Source organism: Mycobacterium sp. NGS34 (assembly GCF_059812845.1).
In genome coordinates, this window is the sequence record NZ_JCALDM010000001.1 from 723655 (window position 1) to 745311 (window position 21657).

At 69.5% G+C, this 21657-nt stretch carries 20 protein-coding genes; 8 read left to right on the forward strand and 12 right to left on the reverse strand.

The features are described from left to right. Positions 1–20 precede the first annotated feature (20 nt). The 6 genes from AC5Y7V_RS03515 to AC5Y7V_RS03540 form a co-directional block, all read right to left on the reverse strand. Complete coding sequence (locus AC5Y7V_RS03515) at positions 21–1394, reverse strand: nitrate/nitrite transporter (RefSeq protein WP_499878641.1); 1374 nt, start codon at positions 1392–1394, stop codon at positions 21–23. 307 nt (positions 1395–1701) lie between these two features. Beyond that, complete coding sequence (locus AC5Y7V_RS03520; RefSeq protein WP_499878642.1) at positions 1702–2247, reverse strand: GNAT family N-acetyltransferase; 546 nt, start codon at positions 2245–2247, stop codon at positions 1702–1704. A 1-nt stretch (position 2248) separates the two neighbouring features. After that, complete coding sequence (locus AC5Y7V_RS03525; protein WP_499878643.1) at positions 2249–3133, reverse strand: 5-oxoprolinase/urea amidolyase family protein; 885 nt, start codon at positions 3131–3133, stop codon at positions 2249–2251. 14 nt (positions 3134–3147) lie between these two features. Then, on the reverse strand, positions 3148–3807 hold the full coding sequence (locus AC5Y7V_RS03530; protein ID WP_499878917.1) for a 5-oxoprolinase subunit B family protein: 660 nt from the start codon (positions 3805–3807) through the stop codon (positions 3148–3150). A 116-nt stretch (positions 3808–3923) separates the two neighbouring features. Continuing rightward, entirely contained in the window at positions 3924–4922 is a 999-nt protein-coding gene (locus AC5Y7V_RS03535) for an ABC transporter substrate-binding protein (protein ID WP_499878644.1), read from the reverse strand. Between the two features lie 48 nt (positions 4923–4970). Continuing rightward, positions 4971–6221, reverse strand: coding sequence for a DNA polymerase domain-containing protein (locus AC5Y7V_RS03540; RefSeq protein ID WP_499878645.1), 1251 nt, complete (start codon positions 6219–6221; stop codon positions 4971–4973). Between the two features lie 59 nt (positions 6222–6280). Between AC5Y7V_RS03540 and fadD2 the strand changes: the two genes are divergently transcribed. Further along, a complete protein-coding gene (fadD2, locus tag AC5Y7V_RS03545) occupies positions 6281–7960 on the forward strand; it encodes a long-chain-fatty-acid--CoA ligase FadD2 (protein WP_499878646.1) in 1680 nt (559 codons plus the stop codon). Here fadD2 and AC5Y7V_RS03550 read toward each other — a convergent pair whose 3' ends face one another. Then, entirely contained in the window at positions 7961–8296 is a 336-nt protein-coding gene (locus AC5Y7V_RS03550; RefSeq protein WP_499878647.1) for an ATPase, read from the reverse strand. It abuts the gene before it with no gap. A gap of 467 nt (positions 8297–8763) precedes the next feature. Between AC5Y7V_RS03550 and AC5Y7V_RS03555 the strand changes: the two genes are divergently transcribed. Continuing rightward, positions 8764–9309 (forward strand): hypothetical protein, encoded by a 546-nt coding sequence (locus AC5Y7V_RS03555; protein WP_499878648.1) that lies wholly within the window; start codon positions 8764–8766, stop codon positions 9307–9309. 69 nt (positions 9310–9378) lie between these two features. On the opposite strand, the gene AC5Y7V_RS03560 is transcribed toward AC5Y7V_RS03555, so the two are convergent. Genes AC5Y7V_RS03560 through AC5Y7V_RS03575 form a run of 4 tightly spaced genes read right to left on the reverse strand, consistent with a single transcriptional unit; the run spans position 9379 to position 14366 of the window. Next, positions 9379–11598 carry an acyl-CoA dehydrogenase family protein gene (locus AC5Y7V_RS03560; RefSeq protein WP_499878649.1) on the reverse strand — a complete coding sequence of 740 codons (2220 nt, stop codon included), beginning with the start codon at positions 11596–11598 and terminating at the stop codon, positions 9379–9381. A gap of 43 nt (positions 11599–11641) precedes the next feature. Further along, positions 11642–12598 (reverse strand): 2-hydroxyacid dehydrogenase, encoded by a 957-nt coding sequence (locus tag AC5Y7V_RS03565; protein WP_499878918.1) that lies wholly within the window; start codon positions 12596–12598, stop codon positions 11642–11644. Further along, positions 12589–13692 carry an alpha/beta hydrolase family protein gene (locus AC5Y7V_RS03570; protein ID WP_499878919.1) on the reverse strand — a complete coding sequence of 368 codons (1104 nt, stop codon included), beginning with the start codon at positions 13690–13692 and terminating at the stop codon, positions 12589–12591. Before AC5Y7V_RS03570 ends, AC5Y7V_RS03565 begins: the two co-directional genes overlap by 10 nt. A 26-nt stretch (positions 13693–13718) precedes the next feature. Beyond that, positions 13719–14366: a TetR/AcrR family transcriptional regulator gene (locus tag AC5Y7V_RS03575; protein ID WP_499878650.1), complete on the reverse strand. Its 648-nt coding sequence runs from the start codon at positions 14364–14366 to the stop codon at positions 13719–13721. 91 nt (positions 14367–14457) lie between these two features. Between AC5Y7V_RS03575 and AC5Y7V_RS03580 the strand changes: the two genes are divergently transcribed. Together AC5Y7V_RS03580 and AC5Y7V_RS03585 are read left to right on the forward strand one after the other, a co-directional pair. Beyond that, positions 14458–15039: a VOC family protein gene (locus tag AC5Y7V_RS03580; protein WP_499878651.1), complete on the forward strand. Its 582-nt coding sequence runs from the start codon at positions 14458–14460 to the stop codon at positions 15037–15039. Between the two features lie 34 nt (positions 15040–15073). Next, positions 15074–15625: a hypothetical protein gene (locus AC5Y7V_RS03585; protein ID WP_499878652.1), complete on the forward strand. Its 552-nt coding sequence runs from the start codon at positions 15074–15076 to the stop codon at positions 15623–15625. On the opposite strand, the gene AC5Y7V_RS03590 is transcribed toward AC5Y7V_RS03585, so the two are convergent. Continuing rightward, positions 15558–16253 carry a TetR/AcrR family transcriptional regulator gene (locus tag AC5Y7V_RS03590; protein WP_499878653.1) on the reverse strand — a complete coding sequence of 232 codons (696 nt, stop codon included), beginning with the start codon at positions 16251–16253 and terminating at the stop codon, positions 15558–15560. The genes AC5Y7V_RS03585 and AC5Y7V_RS03590 overlap by 68 nt on opposite strands. A gap of 89 nt (positions 16254–16342) precedes the next feature. On the opposite strand from AC5Y7V_RS03590, the gene AC5Y7V_RS03595 reads away from it, so the two are divergent. From AC5Y7V_RS03595 to AC5Y7V_RS03610, 4 genes are all read left to right on the forward strand, one after another. After that, positions 16343–17233: an oxygenase MpaB family protein gene (locus tag AC5Y7V_RS03595; RefSeq protein ID WP_499878920.1), complete on the forward strand. Its 891-nt coding sequence runs from the start codon at positions 16343–16345 to the stop codon at positions 17231–17233. Positions 17234–17325: 92 nt separating this feature from the next. Beyond that, positions 17326–19089: a PPE domain-containing protein gene (locus AC5Y7V_RS03600; RefSeq protein WP_499878654.1), complete on the forward strand. Its 1764-nt coding sequence runs from the start codon at positions 17326–17328 to the stop codon at positions 19087–19089. A gap of 10 nt (positions 19090–19099) precedes the next feature. Then, positions 19100–20005, forward strand: coding sequence for a class I SAM-dependent methyltransferase (locus tag AC5Y7V_RS03605; RefSeq protein ID WP_499878655.1), 906 nt, complete (start codon positions 19100–19102; stop codon positions 20003–20005). Positions 20006–20125: 120 nt separating this feature from the next. Beyond that, positions 20126–21640 carry a PPE domain-containing protein gene (locus tag AC5Y7V_RS03610; protein WP_499878656.1) on the forward strand — a complete coding sequence of 505 codons (1515 nt, stop codon included), beginning with the start codon at positions 20126–20128 and terminating at the stop codon, positions 21638–21640. Positions 21641–21657 lie beyond the last annotated feature (17 nt).

Here is a 21657-nt window from a genome sequence, read left to right on the forward strand (position 1 = left end):
TGCCCTTGTTGCGACAGCCATCACACCCGCGCGTGATCTGCTGCGGGGACCGCTCCCGGCGCGCTGGGGCGGCGCACGTAGCGCATCCAGGTGAGGGTCGCGGCGAGCACATAGGACGCCAAAAACATCCAATAGGCCGACGTTTCGGTGCCGCTGCTGAGGTAGGACTCGCGCAGCGCCAGGTTGATTCCCACCCCGCCCAGCGCGCCGACCGCGGAGCAAAACCCGATCAGCGACCCCGACATCGCCCGCGACCAGTGACGGCGCTCGGCATCGGGGAGATCCAGCCCCCGGCTGCGCGCCTCGAAGATTGACGGGATCATCTTGAACACCGACCCGTTGCCCATCCCCGACAGGATGAACAGGGCGATGAAGCCGATCACGTAGCCGACCGTCGCCGGCGAGCCACCGCCGTCGACGGTGCTGATCGCGACCAGCGACCCGGCGCCCACGATCATCCCGCCCAGCACGCCCAGGGTGACGCGGCTGCCGCCCAGGCGGTCGGCCAGCCGCCCGCCGTAGATGCGCGCCAGCGAGCCCAATAGCGGCCCCACGAAAGCGATCTGCGCGGCGTGCAGCGACGCGTGCTTGGCGGTTTCGCCGCTCGCCATGAAGTTGACCTGCAGCACCTGGCCGAACGCGAACGCGAACCCGATCCAGGAGCCGAAGGTGCAGATGTAGAGCAGCGAGATCACGTAGGTGTCGCGCTCGAACAGCACCGAGCGGATGGTGTTGACCTCGACGCCGTGGTCGAGGTTGTCCATGAACAGCGCCGCCGCGACGCCGACGATCGCCAGCAGCACGAGGTACACCGCGCAGACCCAGTAGGGCGCCTGATGCCCGGCGGTCGCGAGCACCAGCAGGCCGATCAGCTGGATGACGGCGACCCCGAGGTTGCCGACGCCGGCGTTGATCGCCAGCGCCGCGCCCTTGAGCCGCTGGGGGTAAAAGGCGTTGACGTTGGCCAGCGATGCCGCATAGTTGCCGCCGCCCAGCCCGGTCAGCGCCGCGCACACCACGTACGGCCACAGCGGCAGGCCGGGATTGGCCATCAGCACGATGGTGCCGGCGGTCGGGATCAGCAACACGAACGCCGAGAACGCCGTCCAGTTGCGCCCGCCGAACGCGGCGATGCCCAGCGTGTACGGGATGCGCGCGCAGCCACCGGCCAGGGTGGCGACGGCGCCGAGCAGCAGCTTGTCGCCGGCCGAGAACCCGTAGACGGACGCGGGCATGAACAGCGTCATCACCGGCCAGAGGGTCCAGATCGAGAAGGCGACGTGGTCGCCCGCGACCGTGCAGAGCAGGTTGCGGTGGGCGATGTTCTTGTTGCCGGCCTCCCAGGCCGCCGCGTCCTCCGGATTCCAGTCCGTGATGCGGTGATTGCGGCCCATGCGGTCTGCACCTTTCGTCCAACTCGTCCAACGGGGATATCGCGAACACGGGCGAAATCGCCTGGGCCTCTTGGGCCGACGGGTGGGCACCGGAATCGTGCGTGAACGAGCTTGGCCCGCCGTGTATTTCGATGCTCACATTTCGCAGTGAATTCAGTCAACTCGATTGGACGGTTATCGCCTGTAAGTTGAATCCCAGTTATCTGGTAAATAGCTGAGGGCAAATTTGGCGGTTGTGATTTCGTCCGGCCGCCGGATTCAGTGTGAGGTGCAATACATCTCGCACACGATCACGCGAACACCCGGACTACCAGACGTCGCCCGCCCGCCAGTCGCACATCAACTCCGCGGCGGTGTCCAGGTCGGACTCGACCGGTAGGACGTACACGGCGCCGTCGTCGTCGGGCGTGCGCGTCGGGCCGGTGGGGGCCAGCACCGACGTCGGGCCGCGCCACGGCAGCCAGCCGCGTGCCGCGTATATGCCGCGGGCGAGGTCGGTCGAACTGACCGCGCCCACCTGGTAGGCGCCGCGGATCACCTGCTCGACGCCGTCCAGCAGCGCGTGCACCAGGCCCCGGCCGCGGAACTCCTCACGCACCGCGACCCCTTCGACGTACCCGCAACGCAGCGCGTCGCCGCGGTATAGCAATCGCCGCTGGACCACGGCGGCGTGCGCGATGATCGCGCCGTGCTGCCAGATCAGGGCGTGCATGCCGCCCAGCGAGTGCTCCCAGTCGTCGCCGGTGAAATCCCCGGCGAAGGCGGCGGTGACCATCTGGCGGACGCGCTGCCGGGTCTCGGCGTCGAGATCGGCGGTGTGGACCAGGCGGGCCGTGTGGACCTGGGCTTGCACCCTACGAGTATGACCGCCCGCCCCGGGGCCGCGCCCAGTGCAGGCGCACGTACTGGCCCGGCCGCACCTGCGCGACCTTGTCGACGTCCTCGTCGGTGACTACGCCGATCACCGGGTACCCGCCGGTGACCGGGTGATCGGGTCCCAGGATCACCGGTAACCCGTTGGGCGGCACCTGGATTGCGCCGCGTGTGGCGCCCTCGCTGGGCAGCTGCCGGTCCGGCCAGCGGTGCTGCAGCGGGCGGCCCTCCAGCCGCATCCCGACCCGGTCGCTGCGGTTGGAGGCCATCCAGATCGTGTGCACCAGGGCGTCGGGATCGGTGAACCAGTCGTCGCGTGGGCCCGGCACCACCTGCACCTCGACCAGGTGCTCGCTGATCGCCGCGACCGGCGCCTGGTCGAGTTCGGGGTAGTCGTCGGTGTGTTCGCCGACGGGCAGCCGGTCGCCGCTGTGCAGCGGCGCCGGGCCGATCGCCGACATCACGTCGTAGCTGCGCGAGCCCAGGACGGGCTTCACGCAGATCCCGCCACGCACCGCCAGGTAGGTCCTTAGCCCGGCGCGCGGTGCCCCCAGCGAGATCACCTGCCCGTCGCGGACGTGGTGAATGCTGTTGGTGCCGAACTGGATTCCGTTCACGGTGGGGTCGGTGTCGGCGCCCGTCACCGCGATGTCGACGTCGCCGCCGCGGACGCGCGCGGAAAAGCCGCCGAACGTCACTTCGACGGTCGCGCGGTCGTCGGGGTTGGCGACCAGCCGGTTGGCCAGTTTGTGCGCGCGGCGGTCGGCGGCCCCGGACCGGCTGACGCCGAGGTGGGCCAGCCCCGGGCGCCCGAGGTCCTGGACGACGGCGAACGGCCCGGTGCGCAGAATCTCCAAGGTCGGCATGGCTATCTCCTTGCTCACACGGCCCGGAACTGGACCCACATGCCCCGCGTCAGCAGCGCCGGGTTGGGCCGGTCGAGATCCCACAGGGCGGCGTCGGTGCGGCCGATCAGCTGCCAGCCGCCCGGCGACTGCCGCGGATACACCGCGCTGAACTCGCCGGCCAGTCCGACGGAGCCGGCCGGCACCGACGTCCGCGGCTCCGACCGGCGCGGCACCCGCAGGCGCGCGTCGCCGTCGACCAGATATGCGAAACCCGGTGCGAAGCCGCTGAATCCGACCCGCCACGGGGTTGCGGTGTGGGCGTCGATCACCTGCGCCGTGGACAGCCCGGTGTGGCCGGCGACCTCGGCGAGGTCCGGGCCGTCGTACACGACGTCGATCACCACGTCGACGCGACGGTCCGCCGGGGCGCTGGCCTCGGCGGTGACCCGCATCCGGCGCAGCCGTTGGCGGGTGGCTCCCTGCCGGCGGGGGCAATCGAGCTTGACCAGCACGGTGCGGGCGGCGGGCACGACGTCGACCACGCCGGGCAGCGCCGCGGTGCCCAGCGCGTCCACCCACGCCAATACCTCGGCGGTGCTGCCGCATTGAAGCATCAGCGCATGGTCGCCGTAGTCGAACACGGTGTTGCCGACCAGGTCGGTCGACAGCTCCTGGGAGAGGCCGCTGCCCATATCCGTCACGCTCATTACTGAACGGTAACCCCGGCATCCGTGCAGGCGGGAGGGAATGCGTGCGGATTTTCGAGCAATGCCAGAGCTGCCTTACCGAACGCTCAAACAGGCGGGATTCAGCCCAGGATCTTGCCGATCAGCGGCGGCAGTTGGTCGGCGATCAGCGGGTAGCTCAGGGGCGACGCGAACGCGATCGCGCCCGCCTGATCCTTGGTGGTGAAGACGTGCCGGTTCTGGGCGGTCGCCAGCGATCCCGCCACCTCGGGATCGGCGAGCAACGCCTTCTGGTCGTCGGGGCTCTCGGTCGTCCAGATCACCACGTCGGCGGAATCGAGCACCGCCTTGATCTGATCGCGCGGGATGACGGCGCGGTGATCGCTGCCGAAGGGCTTGATGCTGTCGGCGATGACGAGGCCCATCTGGTTCAGGAAGTCGGTCCGCCAGCCCGCCAGGGTCGCCACCACCGTGCCCTGCCAGAGCGTGCCCTGCATCAGCAACGCCTTCTTGCCCGTCCACTGCGGATTCTTTTGGGCGACGGCGGCGAATTGCCTGTCGACGCCGTCGATCAGGGACTTCATCTGGTCGGCCTGGAACACCGCCTGGCCGACGGCGGTCGCCTGCTCCTTCCACGGCTCGAAGAACGCGTCGCCGTCCGACTGCGCAACGGTCGGCGCGATCGCCGACAGCTTCTGGTAGGTGTCGGCGTCCAGGCCCGCATTGATGGCCACGATGAGGTCCGGCTTCAGGCCCGCGATCTGGTCGACCTGAATGCCGTTGTCCAGGTTCAACACCACGGGCTGGGCGCCACCGAGCTTGGGCTGGGCCCAGGGCCACACCGCGAAGGGCTGATCGCCGAACCAGTTGGTCACCGCGATCGGCACCACGCCCAGGGCCAGCAGGTCGTCCTGCTCGGTGTAGCCGGCGCTGACCACGCGCCTGGGCGGCTCCTTGATGACGGTCTGGCCGAACAGGTGGGTGACGGTGACCGATCCGCCGGGGGCGGCGCCGGGCGAGGGTTTGCGTGGCGAGCACGCCGCCGACCAACCGGCGATCGCGGCCGTCCCCGCAGCCCCCGCGAGCTGCAGGAATCCCCGGCGATTCCATCCCTGTCGCATCGCGTGAGATTATCGCTTACTTCGCTCGGACCCGCTGTGCCGCGCGGCTCATCCCCTTCGCGGCCCTTCGTAGCCCGTCCAGGGGCTGTAGTCGGCGATCAGCTCCTCCTGCGGCGGGCGCCGGTCGGCCGGCACATGCTGCAGGTTGATCCGGATCCGGTACCAAATGGAGCTCGGCCCGCGCATGCCGTCGACCAGGACGTCGGCCGGCTGCAGCAGGCCCGCCGCGTCCGGGTGGCGCCGGCGCCAGGTGTCCAGCGCCGCCATCGCCTCGTCTTTGGTTTTGGTGCGGGCGATCTCGATGAGCGGCTTGGACGAGACCCGACCTCCCTCGGTGCGGGTGCCGGAACCTTTGGGCGCGCGCTCCGGCGGGCCCATCTCCTCGGCCAGGATCAGCAGCCGATCCAGTTCGCCGACGGTGTCGTCCATCCCGGCCCACGGGTCGCCCATCTCGGCGAACCGGGCGGGCACCGTATCGATGGTGAAGGCCGCGGGATCGCAGCCGGCGACCTCGTCCCAGTGCAGCGGCGTCGATACCCGGGCATCCGGCGTGGCCCGCACGGAATAGGCCGACGCGACGGTGCGGTCCTTGGCGTTCTGGTTGAAGTCGACGAACACGCCCTCGCGCTCCTCCTTCCACCAGCGGCTGGTCGCCGCCTCGGGCACCCGCCGCTCGACCTCGCGCGCGACGGTCTGCGCGGCCAGCCGCACCTGGCGGAAGTCCCAGCGCGGCGCGATCCGGGCGTAGATGTGAAAGCCGCGGGACCCGGACGTCTTCGGCCACGCCACCAGGCCGTAGTCCTCCAGCACCTCGCGGGCCACCAACGCGACGTCGACGATCCGCCGCCACGTCACGCCCGGCATCGGGTCGAGGTCCACGCGCAGTTCGTCGGGATGGTCGAGGTCGCCGGCGAGCACCGGGTGCGGGTTGAGGTCCACGCAGCCCAGGTTGATCACCCACGCCAGCCCGGCGGCGTCGTGCACGACGGCCTCCGCGGCGGAGGTGCCCCGCGCGTAGTGCAATTCGGCGACGTCGACGTAGTCCGGGCGGTTTGCCGGCGCCCGCTTCTGGAAGACGGCCTCCTGCGCGATGCCCTTCACGAAGCGCTTGAGGATCATCGGCCGGCCGGCCACCCCGCGCAGCGCCCCTTCGGCGACGGACAGGTAGTAGCGGACCAGGTCCAGCTTGGTATGCGGCCCCGAGCCGCCGTGGCGTTCGAAGACGACCTTGTCGGGGTGGGTGATGGTGACCTCGTGCCCGGCCACCTCCACTGACGCCGGGCCGGTCATGTTCATCATCGTAGGTCGATGGGTATTAACTAGTGGCGCTGCGACCTACGTCACATAGGGTGGAATTCATGCCTAACCTCTTCGACCTGCCCGGCCAGGCTGTCGCCAAAGTTCAGCAGTACCTCGAGCGGGGCACGGCCGAACTGCACTACGTGCGCAAGATCTTCGAATCGGGCGCGTTCCGGATCGAGCCGCCGCAGAACTACGCCGCGATGGCCGCGGACATCTACAAGTGGGGCGAGTTCGGGATGCTGCCCTCGCTCAACGCCAGGCGCCACCCCGACCGCGCGGCCTGCATCGACGAGGAGGGCGAATTCACCTACCGCGAGCTCGACGAGGCCGTGCACGCGGTGGCCAACGGGCTGATCGACAAGGGCGTCAAGGGCGGCGACGGCGTTGCCATCCTGGCCCGCAACACCCGCTGGTTCCTGATCGCCTACTTCGGCGCCGCCCGGGTCGGCGCCCGCATCATCCTGCTCAACAGCGAGTTCTCCGGGCCCCAGATCTGTGAGGTATCGGAGCGCGAGGGCGCCAAGGTGATCATCTACGACGACGAGTACACCAAGGCCGTCAGCAAGGCCGAGCCGGAGCTGGGCAAGCTGCGGGCGCTGGGCTCCAACCCCGATGCGGACGAGCCGTCGGGCAGCGACGACGAGACGCTGGCCGACCTGATCGAGCGCAGCAGCAAGTCTCCCGCCCCGAAGGCGAGCAGGCACGCGTCGATCATCATCCTGACCAGCGGCACCACCGGCACCCCCAAGGGCGCGAACCGCAGCACCCCGCCGACGCTGGCGCCGATCGGCGGCATCCTGTCGCACGTGCCGTTCAAGGCCGGCGAGGTGACCTCGCTGCCGGCGCCGATGTTCCACGCGCTGGGTTTCCTGCACGGCACCATCGCGATGTTCCTCGGCTCGACCCTGGTGCTGCGCCGCAAGTTCAAGCCGCCGCTGGTGCTCGAGGACATCGAGAAGCACAAGGTCACCGCCATGGTCGTGGTCCCGGTGATGCTGTCCCGCATCCTCGGCGCGCTCGAAAAGATGGATAAGAAGCCCGACCTGTCCAGCCTGAAGATCGTGTTCGTGTCCGGCTCGGCACTGGGGTCCGAACTGGCGGAGCGGGCGCTCAAGGACCTGGGCCCGGTGATCTACAACATGTACGGCTCGACGGAGATCGCCTTCGCCACCATCGCCGAGCCCAAGCACCTGGAATTTAATTCGTCGACCGTCGGGCCGGTCGTCAAGGGCGTCAAGGTCAAGATCTTCGACGACAACGGCAAGGAGTTGCCGCAGGGCGAGGTCGGGCGGATCTTCGTCGGCAACGCCTTCCCGTTCGAGGGATACACCGGCGGCGGCAAGAAGCAGATCATCGACGGGCTGTTGTCCTCGGGCGACGTCGGCTACTTCGACGAGCACGACCTGCTCTACATCAGCGGTCGCGACGACGAGATGATCGTCTCCGGCGGCGAGAACGTGTTCCCGGCCGAGGTCGAGGACCTCATCACCGGGCACCCGGATGTCGTGGAGGCCACCGCCATTGGCGTCGAGGACAAGGAGTGGGGTCACCGGCTGCGCGCGTTCGTGGTCAAGAAGGAGGACGCCGACCTCGACGAGGACACCGTCAAGCACTACGTGCGCGACCACCTGGCGCGCTACAAGGTGCCGCGGGAAGTCGTGTTCCTCGAGGAGCTTCCGCGCAACCCCACCGGCAAGGTCCTCAAGCGCGAGCTGCGCGAGATGGAGATCGACTGACTATCGGCGGGCCTGAATGGCGCGGGTGATCTGCGCGGAGAGTTTGGGGTCGATCAGGAGTTGATCGATGAGCGCCGTGAGGACCTCCTGCCCGGTCACGCGGGCGACGCCGATGCGGTCGGCGGCCTCCCGCTGCCACACGTCGAGCGCGCGGTGCGTGGCCAGCGGCAGGTCGACGGTTCGTCGCGTTCGGCGGCCGCCCGACGGCTGGGCGGGGGCTTCCCCGAACATGTTGAGGCGCTGGGTCGGCCCGGTCTGTCCGGGCAGCGGCGGCTTCGCGGTGTAGCGGGCGAACCGGTTGGGGCTGGACTCGTTGCGGTTGGGGTTGATACTCATCGCGGCGACCCTCTCTGGGGTGCAAATCAGTAGATCCGCTTGTCAGTATGCGCGTCGTCGAGCACCTTCCATTGATATCACCGCCGAGCGCGCCCGGGGCGCTGGGCCGCGCCCGGCGGGGCGGTCCTATCGCGACCGCGCGCCAAAATGGTTTTGCTGCGCTTGTTATGCGGCGGGATTTCGAATTCCGAGCGATTCATTAAAGTGCGATTTCCGTAAATTCATATATCCGTCTTCGCGTACATAATGATCTCAGTAGATTGCTTCTGAGCAGGCTAGACCCACCTCGGCTGAGATGGAGCTGCAGGAGATACGTAAAAACGAATTTGTACGACGACGTTATCCGATCCCTTTATCGGTCGCACTAGATGTGGCTCACATTGCGTAGCCAATCGGGTGTAAAACGAGCAGAATTTGGTTATTCAGACAAAAAGCTTCTTGTTCAACATCGTGGAAGGGGCTCGCAAATGTTGAATTCACTGCTTTCGATCCGCCGCGGCGCGGTGGGCGTGGCGGCCGCGGGGTTGACGACCGGAGCGATCCTGTTCGGCGGCAGCGCTCCCGTCGCGCACGCCGCGCCGCCGCCCGGCCCCGGCATCAGCTTCGACACGGTCGGCCCGCACGGTGGGCCGGACCTGCCGCTCAAGCCCGGCGGTGGTGGTGGCGGCGGCGGCCATGGCGGCGGTGGCCACGGCGGTGGCGGCTGGGGCGGCGGCGGTCACGGCGGCTGGGGCGGCCCGGGCGGCGGCGGTCACGGCGGATGGGCCGGCCACGGTGGCTGGGGCGGCCCGGGCGGCTGGAATGGCCACGGCGGCAACTGGGGCCGCGGCGGCGATTGGGGCCGCGGCGGCTGGTGGGGTCCGCGCGGCGACTGGGACCGCGGCGGCTGGTGGGGTCCGCGCGGCGACTGGGACCGTGGTGTTTGGGGTCACCCCGGTTGGGGCAATGGTGGCTGGGGCCCGCCCGGTCAGGGCTACCGCCCGTGGTGGCCGTTGTGGAACTGGTGGTGGTGAGTTAGCAAGGACCCGGGCCATGCCGACCTGACAGACGTGCGTCAGGTCGGCATGACCCGTTTTGGGCGATTACGGGTCGCGCGGCAGGCCCAGCAGTCGTTCGGCGATGATGTTGAGCTGGACCTCCGACGTGCCGCCGTAGATGGTGGTGGCGCGGCTGGCCAGCAGGTACTCGCCCCACTTGCCCGGTAGCTGGCCGGTGTCGCCGATCGCGGCGTCGGTGCCGAACGACGACACCGCGAACTCGGCGTACCCCTGGCCGGTGCGCATCGACAACAGCTTGGAGATCGCGGCTGACGGCATGGCGTCACCGCCGGCCAGCGTCAGCAACGTCGAACGCAGGTTGAGCACCTTGGCGGCATGGCCCTCGGCGATCAGCTGCCCGGCCCGGTGCTGCGCCACCTGGTCGAACTGCCCGTCGCGCACGAACTCGACGAACTCGGGAAGCGTCGCAAGGAAATTCGCGTCGCTGCCGCCAATCGACACCCGTTCGGCCGTCAGGGTGTTGCGGCTGACCTCCCAGCCCCGGTTGACGTCGCCGAGCACGCATTCGTCGGGCACGAACACGTCGTCGATGTAGACGGTGTTGAAAAACTCCTGGCCCGTCAGCTCACGCAGCGGTTTGACCGTGACGCCCTCGCTGCGCATGTCCAGCAGGAAGTAGGTGATGCCATTGTGTTTCGGCGCGCTGGGGTCGGTCCGCGCCAAGAGCGCGCCCCACTGCGAGTACTGCGCGGCGGTGGTCCAGATCTTCTGGCCGGTGATGCGCCAGCCGCCTTCGGCGCGGGTCGCTTTGGTGGTCAGCCCGGCGAGATCCGACCCGGCACCCGGCTCGGAAAACAGTTGGCACCAGATCATTTCGCCGCGCATGGTGGGCGGCAGGAACCGCCCTTTCTGCTCCTCGGTGCCGAACGCGACGATCGACGGGATGATCCACGCCGCGATGCCGACCTGCGGCCGCTTGACCCGCCCGGCGGCGAACTCCTGCGCGATGATGATCTGCTCCACCGGGCTGGACGCCCGGCCCCACGGCTTGGGCAGGTAGGGCAGCACCCAGCCGCCCTCGGCGATCGCCACCGTGCGCGGCTCGCGCTCCATCGCCTTCAGCGCGGCGACGTCCGCGCGAATCTCGGCCCTCAGCTTCTCGGTGTCGGGATCCAGGTCGACGTCCACCGCCCGCATCCCCGTCGTGGTCGCGGTGTCCACGACTCGTTGCGGGTATTCCGAACTGCGGCCGAAGCACGCGGCCAGCATCAGCGCGCGGCGGTAATAGACGTTCGTGTCGTGCTCCCACGTGAACCCGATCCCGCCGTGCACCTGGATGCAATCCTGGGCGCAGCGCTGGGCGGCCGCCGGTGCCAGCGTCGCCGCCACGGCCGCGGCGAACTCGGCGTTGGAAGCCGCCATGTCCCAACCGTTCTCGCGGGACTCGTCCAGCGCGCGGGCGGCATCCCACACCGCCGCGGTAGCCCGCTCGGTGTCGGCGATCATCTCCGCGCACTTGTGCTTGATGGCCTGGAACTGGCCGATCGGCCTGCCGAACTGCTCGCGGATCTTCGCGTAGTGCGACGCGGTGTCGGTCGCCCACCGCGCCACTCCGATGGCCTCGGCCGACAGCAGCGTGACCATCAGCGCGTGCGCCGTGGCCATGGTCAGATTGCTCAGCACGACGTCGTCGCCGACCTCGACGGCGTTGGCCCGCACGTGCGCGATGGGGCGCAGCGGGTCAAGGCTTTTCACCGGCTCGATCTCGAGCTGCTCGGCGCGTAGCACCACCCATTCCTCGCCGCTGTCGATCGCGACCGGGAGCACCAGCAAGGAGGCCTGCGCGGCGCCCGGGACCGCGCGGACCTCGCCGCGGATCACCAGCACCTCCTCGTTGGGGCCCTGGCGGGTGGCAGTCAGCGCGCAACACTCCATCGCGTAGGCGGCGATGGCCGCGCCGGACGCCAGCTCGGCGAGCACCTTGGCGTCGGGGTCGTGCGCGGAGATCAGCGCGCTGGCGATCGCCGACGGCACGAACGGCCCGGGCACCGCCCCGTGGCCGAACTCGGCCAGCACGATGGCCAATTCGAGGATGCCGAAGCCCTGACCCCCGACCGATTCCGCGAGATGCACGCCCTGCAGCCCCTGCTCGGCCGCGGCCTGCCAGTATGGCGGGGGATTCACCAGGTTTTCCAGGGGTGTTTCCATCGCCTTGTGCAGCACCTCGGACGGCGCCACCCGCGCCACCAGGGATCGCACCGAGTCGGCCAGGTCTTGATGCTCAGGAGATATCGCGATCGGCATTGGTCGCCTTTCTCAGCTCTGGTTTCGGCCAGCGCCTTCCAAGCTAACAACCGGTCGGTTGGTTGACTACATGGGCCAGCGGTTGCCCGTCGCGCAGCCGGCGGCAGTTCGCGACCGCCTCCGTCAGGTATCGCCGCATGGTGTCGGCGGTGTACCAGGTGACGTGCGGCGTCAGCACCACGTTGTCCAGGCCGAGTAGCGGGTTGCCGGGCGCCACCGGTTCCACCTCGAAAACGTCGAGTCCCGCGGCGGCCAGCCGCCCGCCGCGCAGCGCGTCGACCAGCGCGCCTTCGTCGACCACCGCGCCCCGGGACGTGTTGACCAGCACCGCATTCGGCTTCATCCGGGCCAGGGCGTCGCGGTCGAGCAGGTGATGGGTCTGCGCCGTGAGGGGCAGGTGCAGCGAGACGATGTCGCTGGCGGCGAGCAGGTCCGGCAGCGGCCGCCAGCCGGGCCGGCCGTCGTCGCCGGTGCTGGTGTGCACGACGGTCGCCCCCATCGCGGTGACGATCTCGCCCACCCGCTTGGCGATGTTGCCGTAGCCGACCAGACCGACGGTGCAGCCGCCGACGTCGCGCACCGTCTCACCCAGCGCCGGGTCCGAGGGCCAGCCCCTGCCCTCGCGGACCGCGCGGTCCAGCCCCGGCAGCCGGCGCAACGCGGCCAGCATCAGCAGCACCGCCCCCTCGGCCACCGACGGCGCGTTGGCGCCCGGCATGTTCGCGACCGGGATGCCGCGTTCGGTCGCCGTCTGCACATCGATCGTGTTTACCCCGGCCCCGAGCTTGTGTACCAGCCGCAGCTTGGCCCCCCGCCCCAGGTCGGCGCCCGACAGCGGCCGGAGCACATGCCAGATGACGTCCGCCTGCGGCAGTTCCCGATAGAAGCCCGCATCGTCGTCCTCGGCGCACCATCGGATGTCGAGCCAATCCGATTCTGGCGCAACGAAGTCGAGCACCCTGTCGCCGGGGACGAAATGGGCGAGAACTCTCAGCGCCACCTCTTGGTGATCCACCTGGCGATGGTATCGGCCTGCTCGCTGCGCGCGCCCGGGGTGGTGAAGTAGTGGTCGCTGTCGATCGACGCCCGGGTCTTGTCGGCGCTGGCGAGCGCGTCGAAGATGCGCTTGGCGTCCGACGGGAAGACGCCCGTGTCCGCCTCGGCGTTGATCACCAGGGCCGGGGAGGTGATGCGCGCCAGGTGCGGTTCGGCGCGGGTCTGGGCCACCCGCAGGCTCCACATGCCGAGCCAGTTGCGCAGGGTGCAGGCGGCGGCGATGCCGTGCGCGGAGCGGTTCGCCTTGGCGGGGACGCCCGCGTAACACAGGTTCGGCTGGCGCTTGGTCGGCTCGATGCTCGCATCGACCATGCGGGGATCGGCCCAGGTGCGCATCACACTGAACGGCCGGTCCGAAAAGCCGACGGCGCGAACGCGTTTGAGCTCCCGCTCGGCCCAGTCGGTGATGGCGTGGTTGCGCGCGATCTGGGCGTCGCGGTAGCGGGCGATGAACTCGGGCGAGTATGGCGGGCCGTTGCGCTCGTCGAACAGGTCGAGGTCGGCGTCGGTGGCGACCGGGTCGTTCTCGTCGACGACGGCCGCGTCCATCCACGCCGTCAGCACGTCGGGGCGGCCGGGGTGGGCGGCAGTGGCGACGAAGCCGTCGGCGGGGATCAACTCGGTGAGCCCGGCCGCCGGGCGCATGCCTTCCAACGGCGTCACGTTCGGTTCGATCGCCTGTGACTGATAGGCCGCCATCAACGAACCGCCGCCCGAATTACCGAGCAGCACAACGTAGTCCACGCCCTGCACCTCGCGCAACCAACGCACACCGACGCCGATGTCGACCAGCGCATGGTCCAGCAGGAAGCTGCTCTCGAAGCCACGGAACCTGGTGTTCCAGCCCAGAAATCCGATGCCCCGGGTGGCGATGTAGTCGGCGAGATAGTGCTCGGCGAAGTCGATCTGGTAGTGCGCGGCGATCACCGCCACCTTCGGTTTGCGTCCCACCGCGCGGTGGTAGAGCCCCTGGCAGGGGTGCCCGCCGGCCCCGGCGCGGCCCGCCGTGGGCGACGGCAGCCCGACGAATTCCTGCATCACGCCCGCGGCGCCGTTTTGACGGCTCAATTCGGCTCCCCTCCGCCGGCATAGACGGCTCGGTAGTAGATGTTGGCCAGCGTGCGGATGCACGCGGCGTCGTCGGGTTCACCGGCCCCGGCGAGCTGCGTGTAGCAGAACTGGTAGAACATGGCCAAAATGGCCTCGGCGATCAGCCGCGGATCGTCGTCGGGGCAGTGGCCCTCGGTCTGGGCGCGCCGGACCGACTCGCTGATGAAAGCTATTGGCGTAGCGCAGATTTCGTCCCAATACCGCGCGAAGTCGTCGTTGATCATGGCTAGCTGATAAATGCTGATGACCTCGGCGAGCCGGTTGCGATAGGTCCACCACTGCGCGGCGGCGGCCTCGTATGCGCGCTCGCGATCGGACAGGCCATGTTCGGTCACCGAACGGGCGCGCTCGGTGATCTCGTCGCGGAACCGCAGCGCCCACTGGCGGACCATCGCCTCTTTGGAGTCGTAGTAGTTGTAGAACGACGCGGCCGAGCGGCCCGCTTCTGCGGCGATGTCGGCAATCGTGGTCGCCAGAATGCCTTTGCGCGCGATCACCTTCCGGGCGGCCATGTCGATCGCGGCCTGCGTTTGCCGCCCGCGGTGCGTCGGAAACGCCGGGACGGGGCCGGGTCGCTCGTCAGGTTCGGCCGCAGTGGACAATCGCGCAAACCTCCTGGAGCAGAACTGGACCTGATGTTAGATTCAGATTCGGTTCTTGACCAGGTTTTCGCGGATCGATGGGAGCCGCACGATGATCAAGCCGCGCAACGCCAACACGGAATTCGAGCTGGGCGGGATCAACCACGTCGCACTGGTGTGTTCCGACATGGCGCGGACCGTGGACTTTTACTCCAACATCCTTGGCATGCCGCTGATCAAATCGCTCGATCTGCCCGACGGTGCGGGCCAGCACTTCTTCTTCGACGCAGGCAACGGCGACTGCGTCGCGTTCTTCTGGTTCGCCGACGCCGCCGACCGGGTGCCGGGCATCTCGTCGCCGGGCGCCATCCCGGGCATCGGCGACATCACCAGCGCTGTGAGCACCATGAACCACCTGGCATTCCACGTGCCGGCCGAGAAGTTCGACGGCTACCGGCAGCGGCTGAAGGACAAGGGCGTGCGGGTCGGGCCGGTGCTGAACCACGACGAGAGCGAGCGCCAAGTCTCGGCGACGGTGCATCCCGGGGTGTACGTGCGCTCCTTCTACTTCCAGGATCCCGACGGCATCACGCTGGAATTCGCCTGTTGGATCAAGGAATTCAGCGCGAGCGACAACAAGGCAGTCCCCAAGACGGCGGCCGACCGGCGACCCCCGGTGGAGGCCGTACGCTGAAAGGGCAACACCGTGCCTGAGCCGGGGGATGTCCATGACGACGAACGGCATTTTGTCCGACGCTCAGATCGCCGCGCTGACGCCCGAGCAGCGGCGTGACCTGATCAACCGGCTGGAGCGGCCGCTGAGCGACGTGATCGACCCGGTGCTCATGAGCCGGATACGGCGCACCCGCATGAGCCTGATGATCGGTGGCTCCATCGCGATGGTTCCCTGGCTGGGGTATTTGTCCATGACGCTGCCGTCGAACTACGTCGCCCACAACTGGACCGCCACGTGGGTGGGTTTCGACGTCCTATTGGTCGTGTTCATGGTGGCGACGGCGCTCCTCGGTTACCTGCGTCGCCAGCTGGTGGTGCTCGCCGCGTTCACCGCGGGCGTGCTGCTGATCTGCGACGCGTGGTTCGACCTGATGACCGCCGGACCCGCGGACGTGCGCGTATCGGTGGCAACCGCGCTGGGCATCGAGGTGCCGCTGGCGATCTTGCTGATCCGCGGCGCGATTCGCATCATGCGGCTCACGATGATGCGCTTGTGGCTCCTGGATCCCCGGATGCGGCTGTGGCACCTGCCGTTGTTTCCTTGAGCCGGTACAGGTTTGGGTTGGTGAGTTCATCGAGCAGCGACGCCAGGTGATCGACGAGCTGATCGGGCTCCAGCCGGACGTCGCCGGCCAGCCAGGCGCTGATGGTCTGCCCGACGCCGCCCACCGCGAAGTGCGCCGCGGCCTTGACGCGATCGTTCGCCGGCGCCCGCAACGTGTCGACGGCATGCTGGCCGGACAGCATCGCGAAAAGCGCGCTGGATTCGGCGCGCTTGCGCACGATCACCGGGTCGCCAAGCTGCGTGTTGAAGAGCAGCCGGCCGATGCGGGCGTCATCCGCGATGGTCCGCACGATGTTGGCCATCCCCGCGCGGGTTTGCTCGTGTGCCGGCACCGCCGCCACGGCGGCTTGGGTGGTGGCGGCCAGCTCGGCCACCACCCAATCGAACACCCGGCTGACGAACTGATCTTTGTCGCTGAAGCTCTCGTAGAAATACCGGGCCGCCAGGCCCGCCCGGTCGCAGATGCCGCGGACGGTCAGCGCGGAGATGTCCTGCTGGTCGGCCCCCAGCAGGTCCAGGCCCGCGGTCAAGAACTGCCGACGGCGAACGGCCACCCGCTCGGTGGCCTCGACGCCGCGGTACGGCCGCGTTCTGGATGGCTCCGCCATAGCCACCATCTTGACACCGGCACCGGCACAGGACAACATCAGGAAACACACGTTCGCAAAATTTGCGCAGAAGGGATTCGCCCGTGGCGATGCCGGACTCGATCGGTCATGTGGAGCGTGCGGTCGCAGACGCGCCTCGCCCGGGCCACTCCCGCCGCGGGCGCGGCTTGGGCATCGACGAGGGGCTGATGGGCGTGGCGCTGCTGGCCGGCCCCGCGAACGTGATCATGCAGCTGGCACGGCCCGGCGTCGGTTACGGCGTGCTGGAGAGCCGCGTCGAAAGCGGCCGGGTGGACCTGCATCCAATCAAACGGGCGCGCACCACCTTCACCTACCTCGCGGTGGCAACCGCCGGCAGCGACGCCCAGAAGGATGCCTTTCGCCGGGCGGTGAACCGCGCCCATGCGCAGGTGTACTCCACCCCGGACAGCCCGGTGTCCTACAACGCCTTCGACGTCGACCTGCAGCTGTGGGTGGGGGCGTGCCTGTACAAGGGCGGGGTCGACATCTACCGCACCTTCGTCGGTGAACTGGAGGGCGAGGACGCCGACCGGCATTACCGCGAGGGCATGGCGCTGGCCACCACGCTGCAGGTGCCGCCGGAGATGTGGCCGCCGGACCGGACGGCCTTCGACCGGTACTGGCAGGAGTCGCTGGCCGAGGTGCACATCGACGACACGGTCCGGGAGTACCTGTATCCCATTGCCGCGGGCCGCATTCGGGGGGTGAGGTTGCCCCGCACCCTGCAGCGGGCGTCCGATGACTTCTCGCTGTTGATCACCACGGGCTTTCTGCCGCAGCGCTTCCGCGATGAGATGCGGCTGCCGTGGGACGCCGCGCGGCAACGCCGCTTCGACCGGCTGATGGCCGTGCTCCGCGTGGTCAACCGCGCGCTGCCGCGCTTCGTCCGGCAGTTCCCGTTCAACGTCCTGCTCGCCGACGTCGACCGCCGGATCCGGACGGGGCGGCCGTTGGTTTGACGCCGGGGCCTACCCGTCCCGGTTGATAACGACAATCATTTTCATTAGGCTCTCGGTCTGGTAACCCTTCCCAGCCCGAGGAGCGCCGCGCTATGACCGCGCCGATTTGGATGGCAGCACCGCCGGAGGTGCACTCGGCGCTGCTGAGCAGCGGCCCGGGGCCGGGGGCGTTGCTGGCGGCCGCGGGGGCGTGGAACCTGCTGAGCGCCGAATACGACTCCGTCGCAGAGGAACTCACCGCGTTGCTGGCGTCGGTGCAGGCCGGCGCGTGGGAGGGACCGAGCGCGGAATCGTACGTCGCGGCGAATACGCCGTATCTTCAGTGGCTCATGCAGGCCGGTGCGGACAGTAAGGTCGCCGCCGCCCAGCACGAGACCGCGGCCGGCGCCTACGTCACCGCGCTGGCCGCCATGCCGACGCTGCCGGAACTGGCCGCCAACCACGTCGTCCACGGTGCGTTGGTGGCCACCAATTTCTTTGGGATCAACACGATTCCGATCGCGCTCAACGAGGCCGACTATGTGCGGATGTGGGTTCAGGCGGCCACCGCCATGGGCGTCTATCAAGCGGTCTCCAGCGCGGCCGTGGCGTCCACCCCGCCGGCCACCCCCGCGCCGCAAATCCTCAAATCCGACGCGCAAACCCCGGCCCAGTCGGCGGGCAGCGACCTGGTCCAGGGGACCGTGCAGCAGATCGAGCAGTTTCTGCAGAACCCGCTGGGCCTCCAGCAGCAGATCTCGCAGGCCCTGGGAAATCTGTCCCAGGGCGACAACCCGCTCAGCCTGCCCCAGGGGCTGGTGGATTTCCTGCAAAACAACCTGGGCATCGGAAATGTCCAACTGGCCCACGATCCGCTGGTCGACAACCCGCTGAATCAGCTCATCGCGCAAATCCTGCAGAACTTCGGGGTGACGTGGGACCCCGCCCAGGGCACCGTCAACGGACTCGAGTACGACGCGTTTACCAACCCGGGCCAACCGATCTTTTATGTGGTCCGATCCCTCGAGGTACTCGAGGACCTCGAACAGTTCGGGGTGTACTTGACCCAAAATCCGGTGCAGGCCTTCCAGTACCTGATCAGCCTCGAGCTGTTCGACTGGCCGCTGCACATCGAAGAAGTTCTTGCCTACGCGGTTTCGCAACCGGCAGCGGTGGCACTGGTGGCCCCGGCCCTGGCCCCGTTGGGCGCGCTCGGCGGCTTGGGCGGACTGGCCGGCCTGGCCGCCGTGCCCCCTCCCGCCCTCGCGCCGGCACCCGTGCCCACCGCGCCGCCGCTGGTGCCGATCGCGATCGGCCCGACTTTCGCCGCGCCGGCCGCGGCCCCGGCCTCGGCGCCGGCTCCCGCGCCCACACCCTCCGGCACGCCGGCTCCCGCGGGCCCGGCTCCCACGGCGCCGCCCGCGGCCGCGGGTTCGCCGGGTTTCTTCGCCCCCTACGCGGTCGGCCCTCCCGGCATGGGATCCGGCTCGGGAATGGGCGCCGGCGCCAGCTCCAGCGCCAAAAGGAAGGCGCCGGAACCCGATACGGCCGCGGCGGCGGCTGCGGCTTCCGCGCGCGAGGCAGCGCGGGCGCGACGGCGCCGGCGCGCCAAGCTGCGCGACCACGCCGACGAATTCCTCGACATGAACGTCGACGTCGACCCGGACTGGGACGAGGGCCCGTCGACGGCGGCGTCGGAGCGGGGCGGCGGCACGTTGGGGTTCGCCGGCACGGCGGCGCGCCAGGCCGCCGCAGCGGCGGGCTTAACCACGCTGGCCGGCAGCGAATTGGGAGGCGGCCCAAGGGCGCCGATGCTGCCGGGCACCTGGGACCCGGACGCGGCCGCGGCGGCGGGCCGCCAGAAACCGTCGGCGTAGTGTCGGTTGAGTGCGTAGCGAAGGTGATACCTGGGACATCACAACGAGTGTCGGTTCGACGGCGCTGTTCGTCGCGACCGCCCGAGCGCTGGAGGCGCAGAAGCCCGACCCGCTGGCCGTCGACCCGTACGCGGAACTGTTCTGCCGTGCCGTGGGCGGTCCCTCGGCAGACGTCCTCGACGGCAAGAACCCCGACCACCCGCTGAAGTCCGAGGACTTCGGCGTGCATTTCGTCAACTTCCAGGGCGCCCGCACCAGGTACTTCGACGAATACTTTCGCCGGGCCGCCGACGCGGGCGTGCGGCAGGTGGTCATCCTGGCCGCCGGGCTCGACTCCCGCGCCTACCGGCTGGACTGGCCGGGCGCGACGACGATCTTCGAGCTGGACCGCCCGCAGGTCCTGGACTTCAAGCGCGAGGTGCTCACCGAGCACCGCGCCCAGCCGCGCGCCGACCGTCGCGAGGTGGCCGTCGACCTCCGCGACGACTGGCCGCAGGCCCTGCGGGACAGCGGTTTTGACGCGGCCAAGCCGTCGGCCTGGATCGCCGAGGGCCTGTTGATCTATCTGCCCGCGACCGCGCAGGAGCAGCTGTTCACCGGCGTCGACGGCCTGGCCGGGCCCGGCAGCCACGTCGCGATCGAGGACGGCGCCCCCCTCGAGCCCGACGAATTCGAGGCCGCGGTCGAGGAAGAACGCGCCGCCGCCGCCGAGGGCGACCAGCGCCTGTTCTTCCGGTTGGTCTACAACGAGCAGCACGCCCCGGCCACCGAGTGGTTCGGCCGGCGCGGATGGACCGCCGTCGGGACCCCGCTCGCCGATTACCTGCGACAGGTCGGGCGGCCGGTGCCCGGCCCGGACACCGAGGCCGGCCCGATGATCGCCCGCAACACCCTGGTCAGCGCCGTCAAGGACTGACCGAAACCGACGGGAACTTTCCCGCGCCAGTTAGCGACTACTCCTACGGGCTCGTGACGCCGCCCGACGGCCCAGGCGGCCGTCAAGTCCAGCCCGGATCGCTAAGGAGTCGTCGCCGCTATGACCGCGCCCGTGTGGATGGCGTCGCCGCCGGAGATCCATTCGGCGCAGCTGAGCAGCGGTCCCGGACCCGGCGGGCTGCTGGGCGCCGCCGCGGCGTGGAGCTCGCTGAGCGCGACGTACGCGTCGGTCGCCGACGAACTCACCTCCGTCCTGGCCGCGGTCCAGGCCGGGGCCTGGGAGGGGCCCACCGCGGCGCAGTACGCGGCCGCGCACGCGCCCTACCTGGCGTGGCTGACGCGGGCCAGCGTCACCAGCGCGTCGGCGGCCGCCCGGCACGAGACCGCGGCCGCCGCCTACACCGCGGCGCTGGCCGCGATGCCGACCCTGCTGGAGCTGGCCGCCAATCACGCGATTCACGCGGTGCTGCTGGCGACGAACTTCTTCGGCATCAACACGATCCCCATCGCGCTGAACGAGGCCGACTACGTGCGGATGTGGATCCAGGCGGCCACCACGATGGCCACCTATCAGACCGTCGCCGGCACGGCGGTGGCCGCCGCGCCGCAGACCGATGCGGCACCACAGATCCTGCACGCCGCCGACGACAACAGCGACGGCTCCGACACCGGCGACAGCGGCGACATCATCGACAACGACGGCGGCGACCCGACCCAATGGAGTTGGTGGGTCAACCGGCTCACCGAAGTCACCCAGACGCTGGGCCGCGACCTCGAGGAATTCCCGGAAAACCCCGCCGAGTCCATAGCGCAGGTCGAGAACGATATCCCGCTGTTGGTTGCGGACGAGTTCACCCACGTGGGCGAGGTGTTGGACACCTTTCCGCAATTGCAGACGATCGTGCCGCTCGCGCTCGCCTCGGCGGTGGTCACGCCCGGCTTCGCGGCCGGCTTCGCGGGCCTGAGCGGGCTGGCCGGGATACCACCCGCCCCGGCCCCGGTGGCGGACGCGCCGATCCCGGACACCGTGAGCGCTCCGGTGGCGACCGGCTCGCCCGCCGTGAGCGTTTCCTCCGCCCCGGGCTCGGCGCCCTCCTCGGCGCCGGCTCCGGCGCCCGCGCCGGCCACGGCGTCGGTGGCGGCCGGGCCCCCGCCCCCGCCGCCCGCCGGCGTCGCCGGCGGGGCCTTTCCGTACCTGGTTGGCGGCCCGACGATCGGGGCGGACACCGGGATGGGCACCGCCGCTCGGCGAAAGGCGCCGGAACCCGATAGCGCCGCGGCCGCGGCCGCCGCCGGGGTGGCGGCGCGACAACGTGACCGGGCGCGCCGTCGGCGCCGGGCGGCGATGAACGACCACCACCGCGGCTACCGGTACGAGTACGTCGACCCGGAGTGGGGAACGGACGAAGAGCCCGGCCTCGACAGGGCCGCGACCGTCGCGTCCGACCTCGGCGCCGGCGCCCTGGGCTTCGCCGGGACCGCCCGCGCGGAGGCGGCCCGGGCGGCGGGCCTGGCCACGCTGGCCGGCGACCAGTTCGGCGGCGGCCCGTCGGTGCCGATGATGCCGCAAACCTGGGCGCCCGACGGTTTTGATAATGAAAACGATTTTCAGTAAGCTCAGTTGGTCTAGGG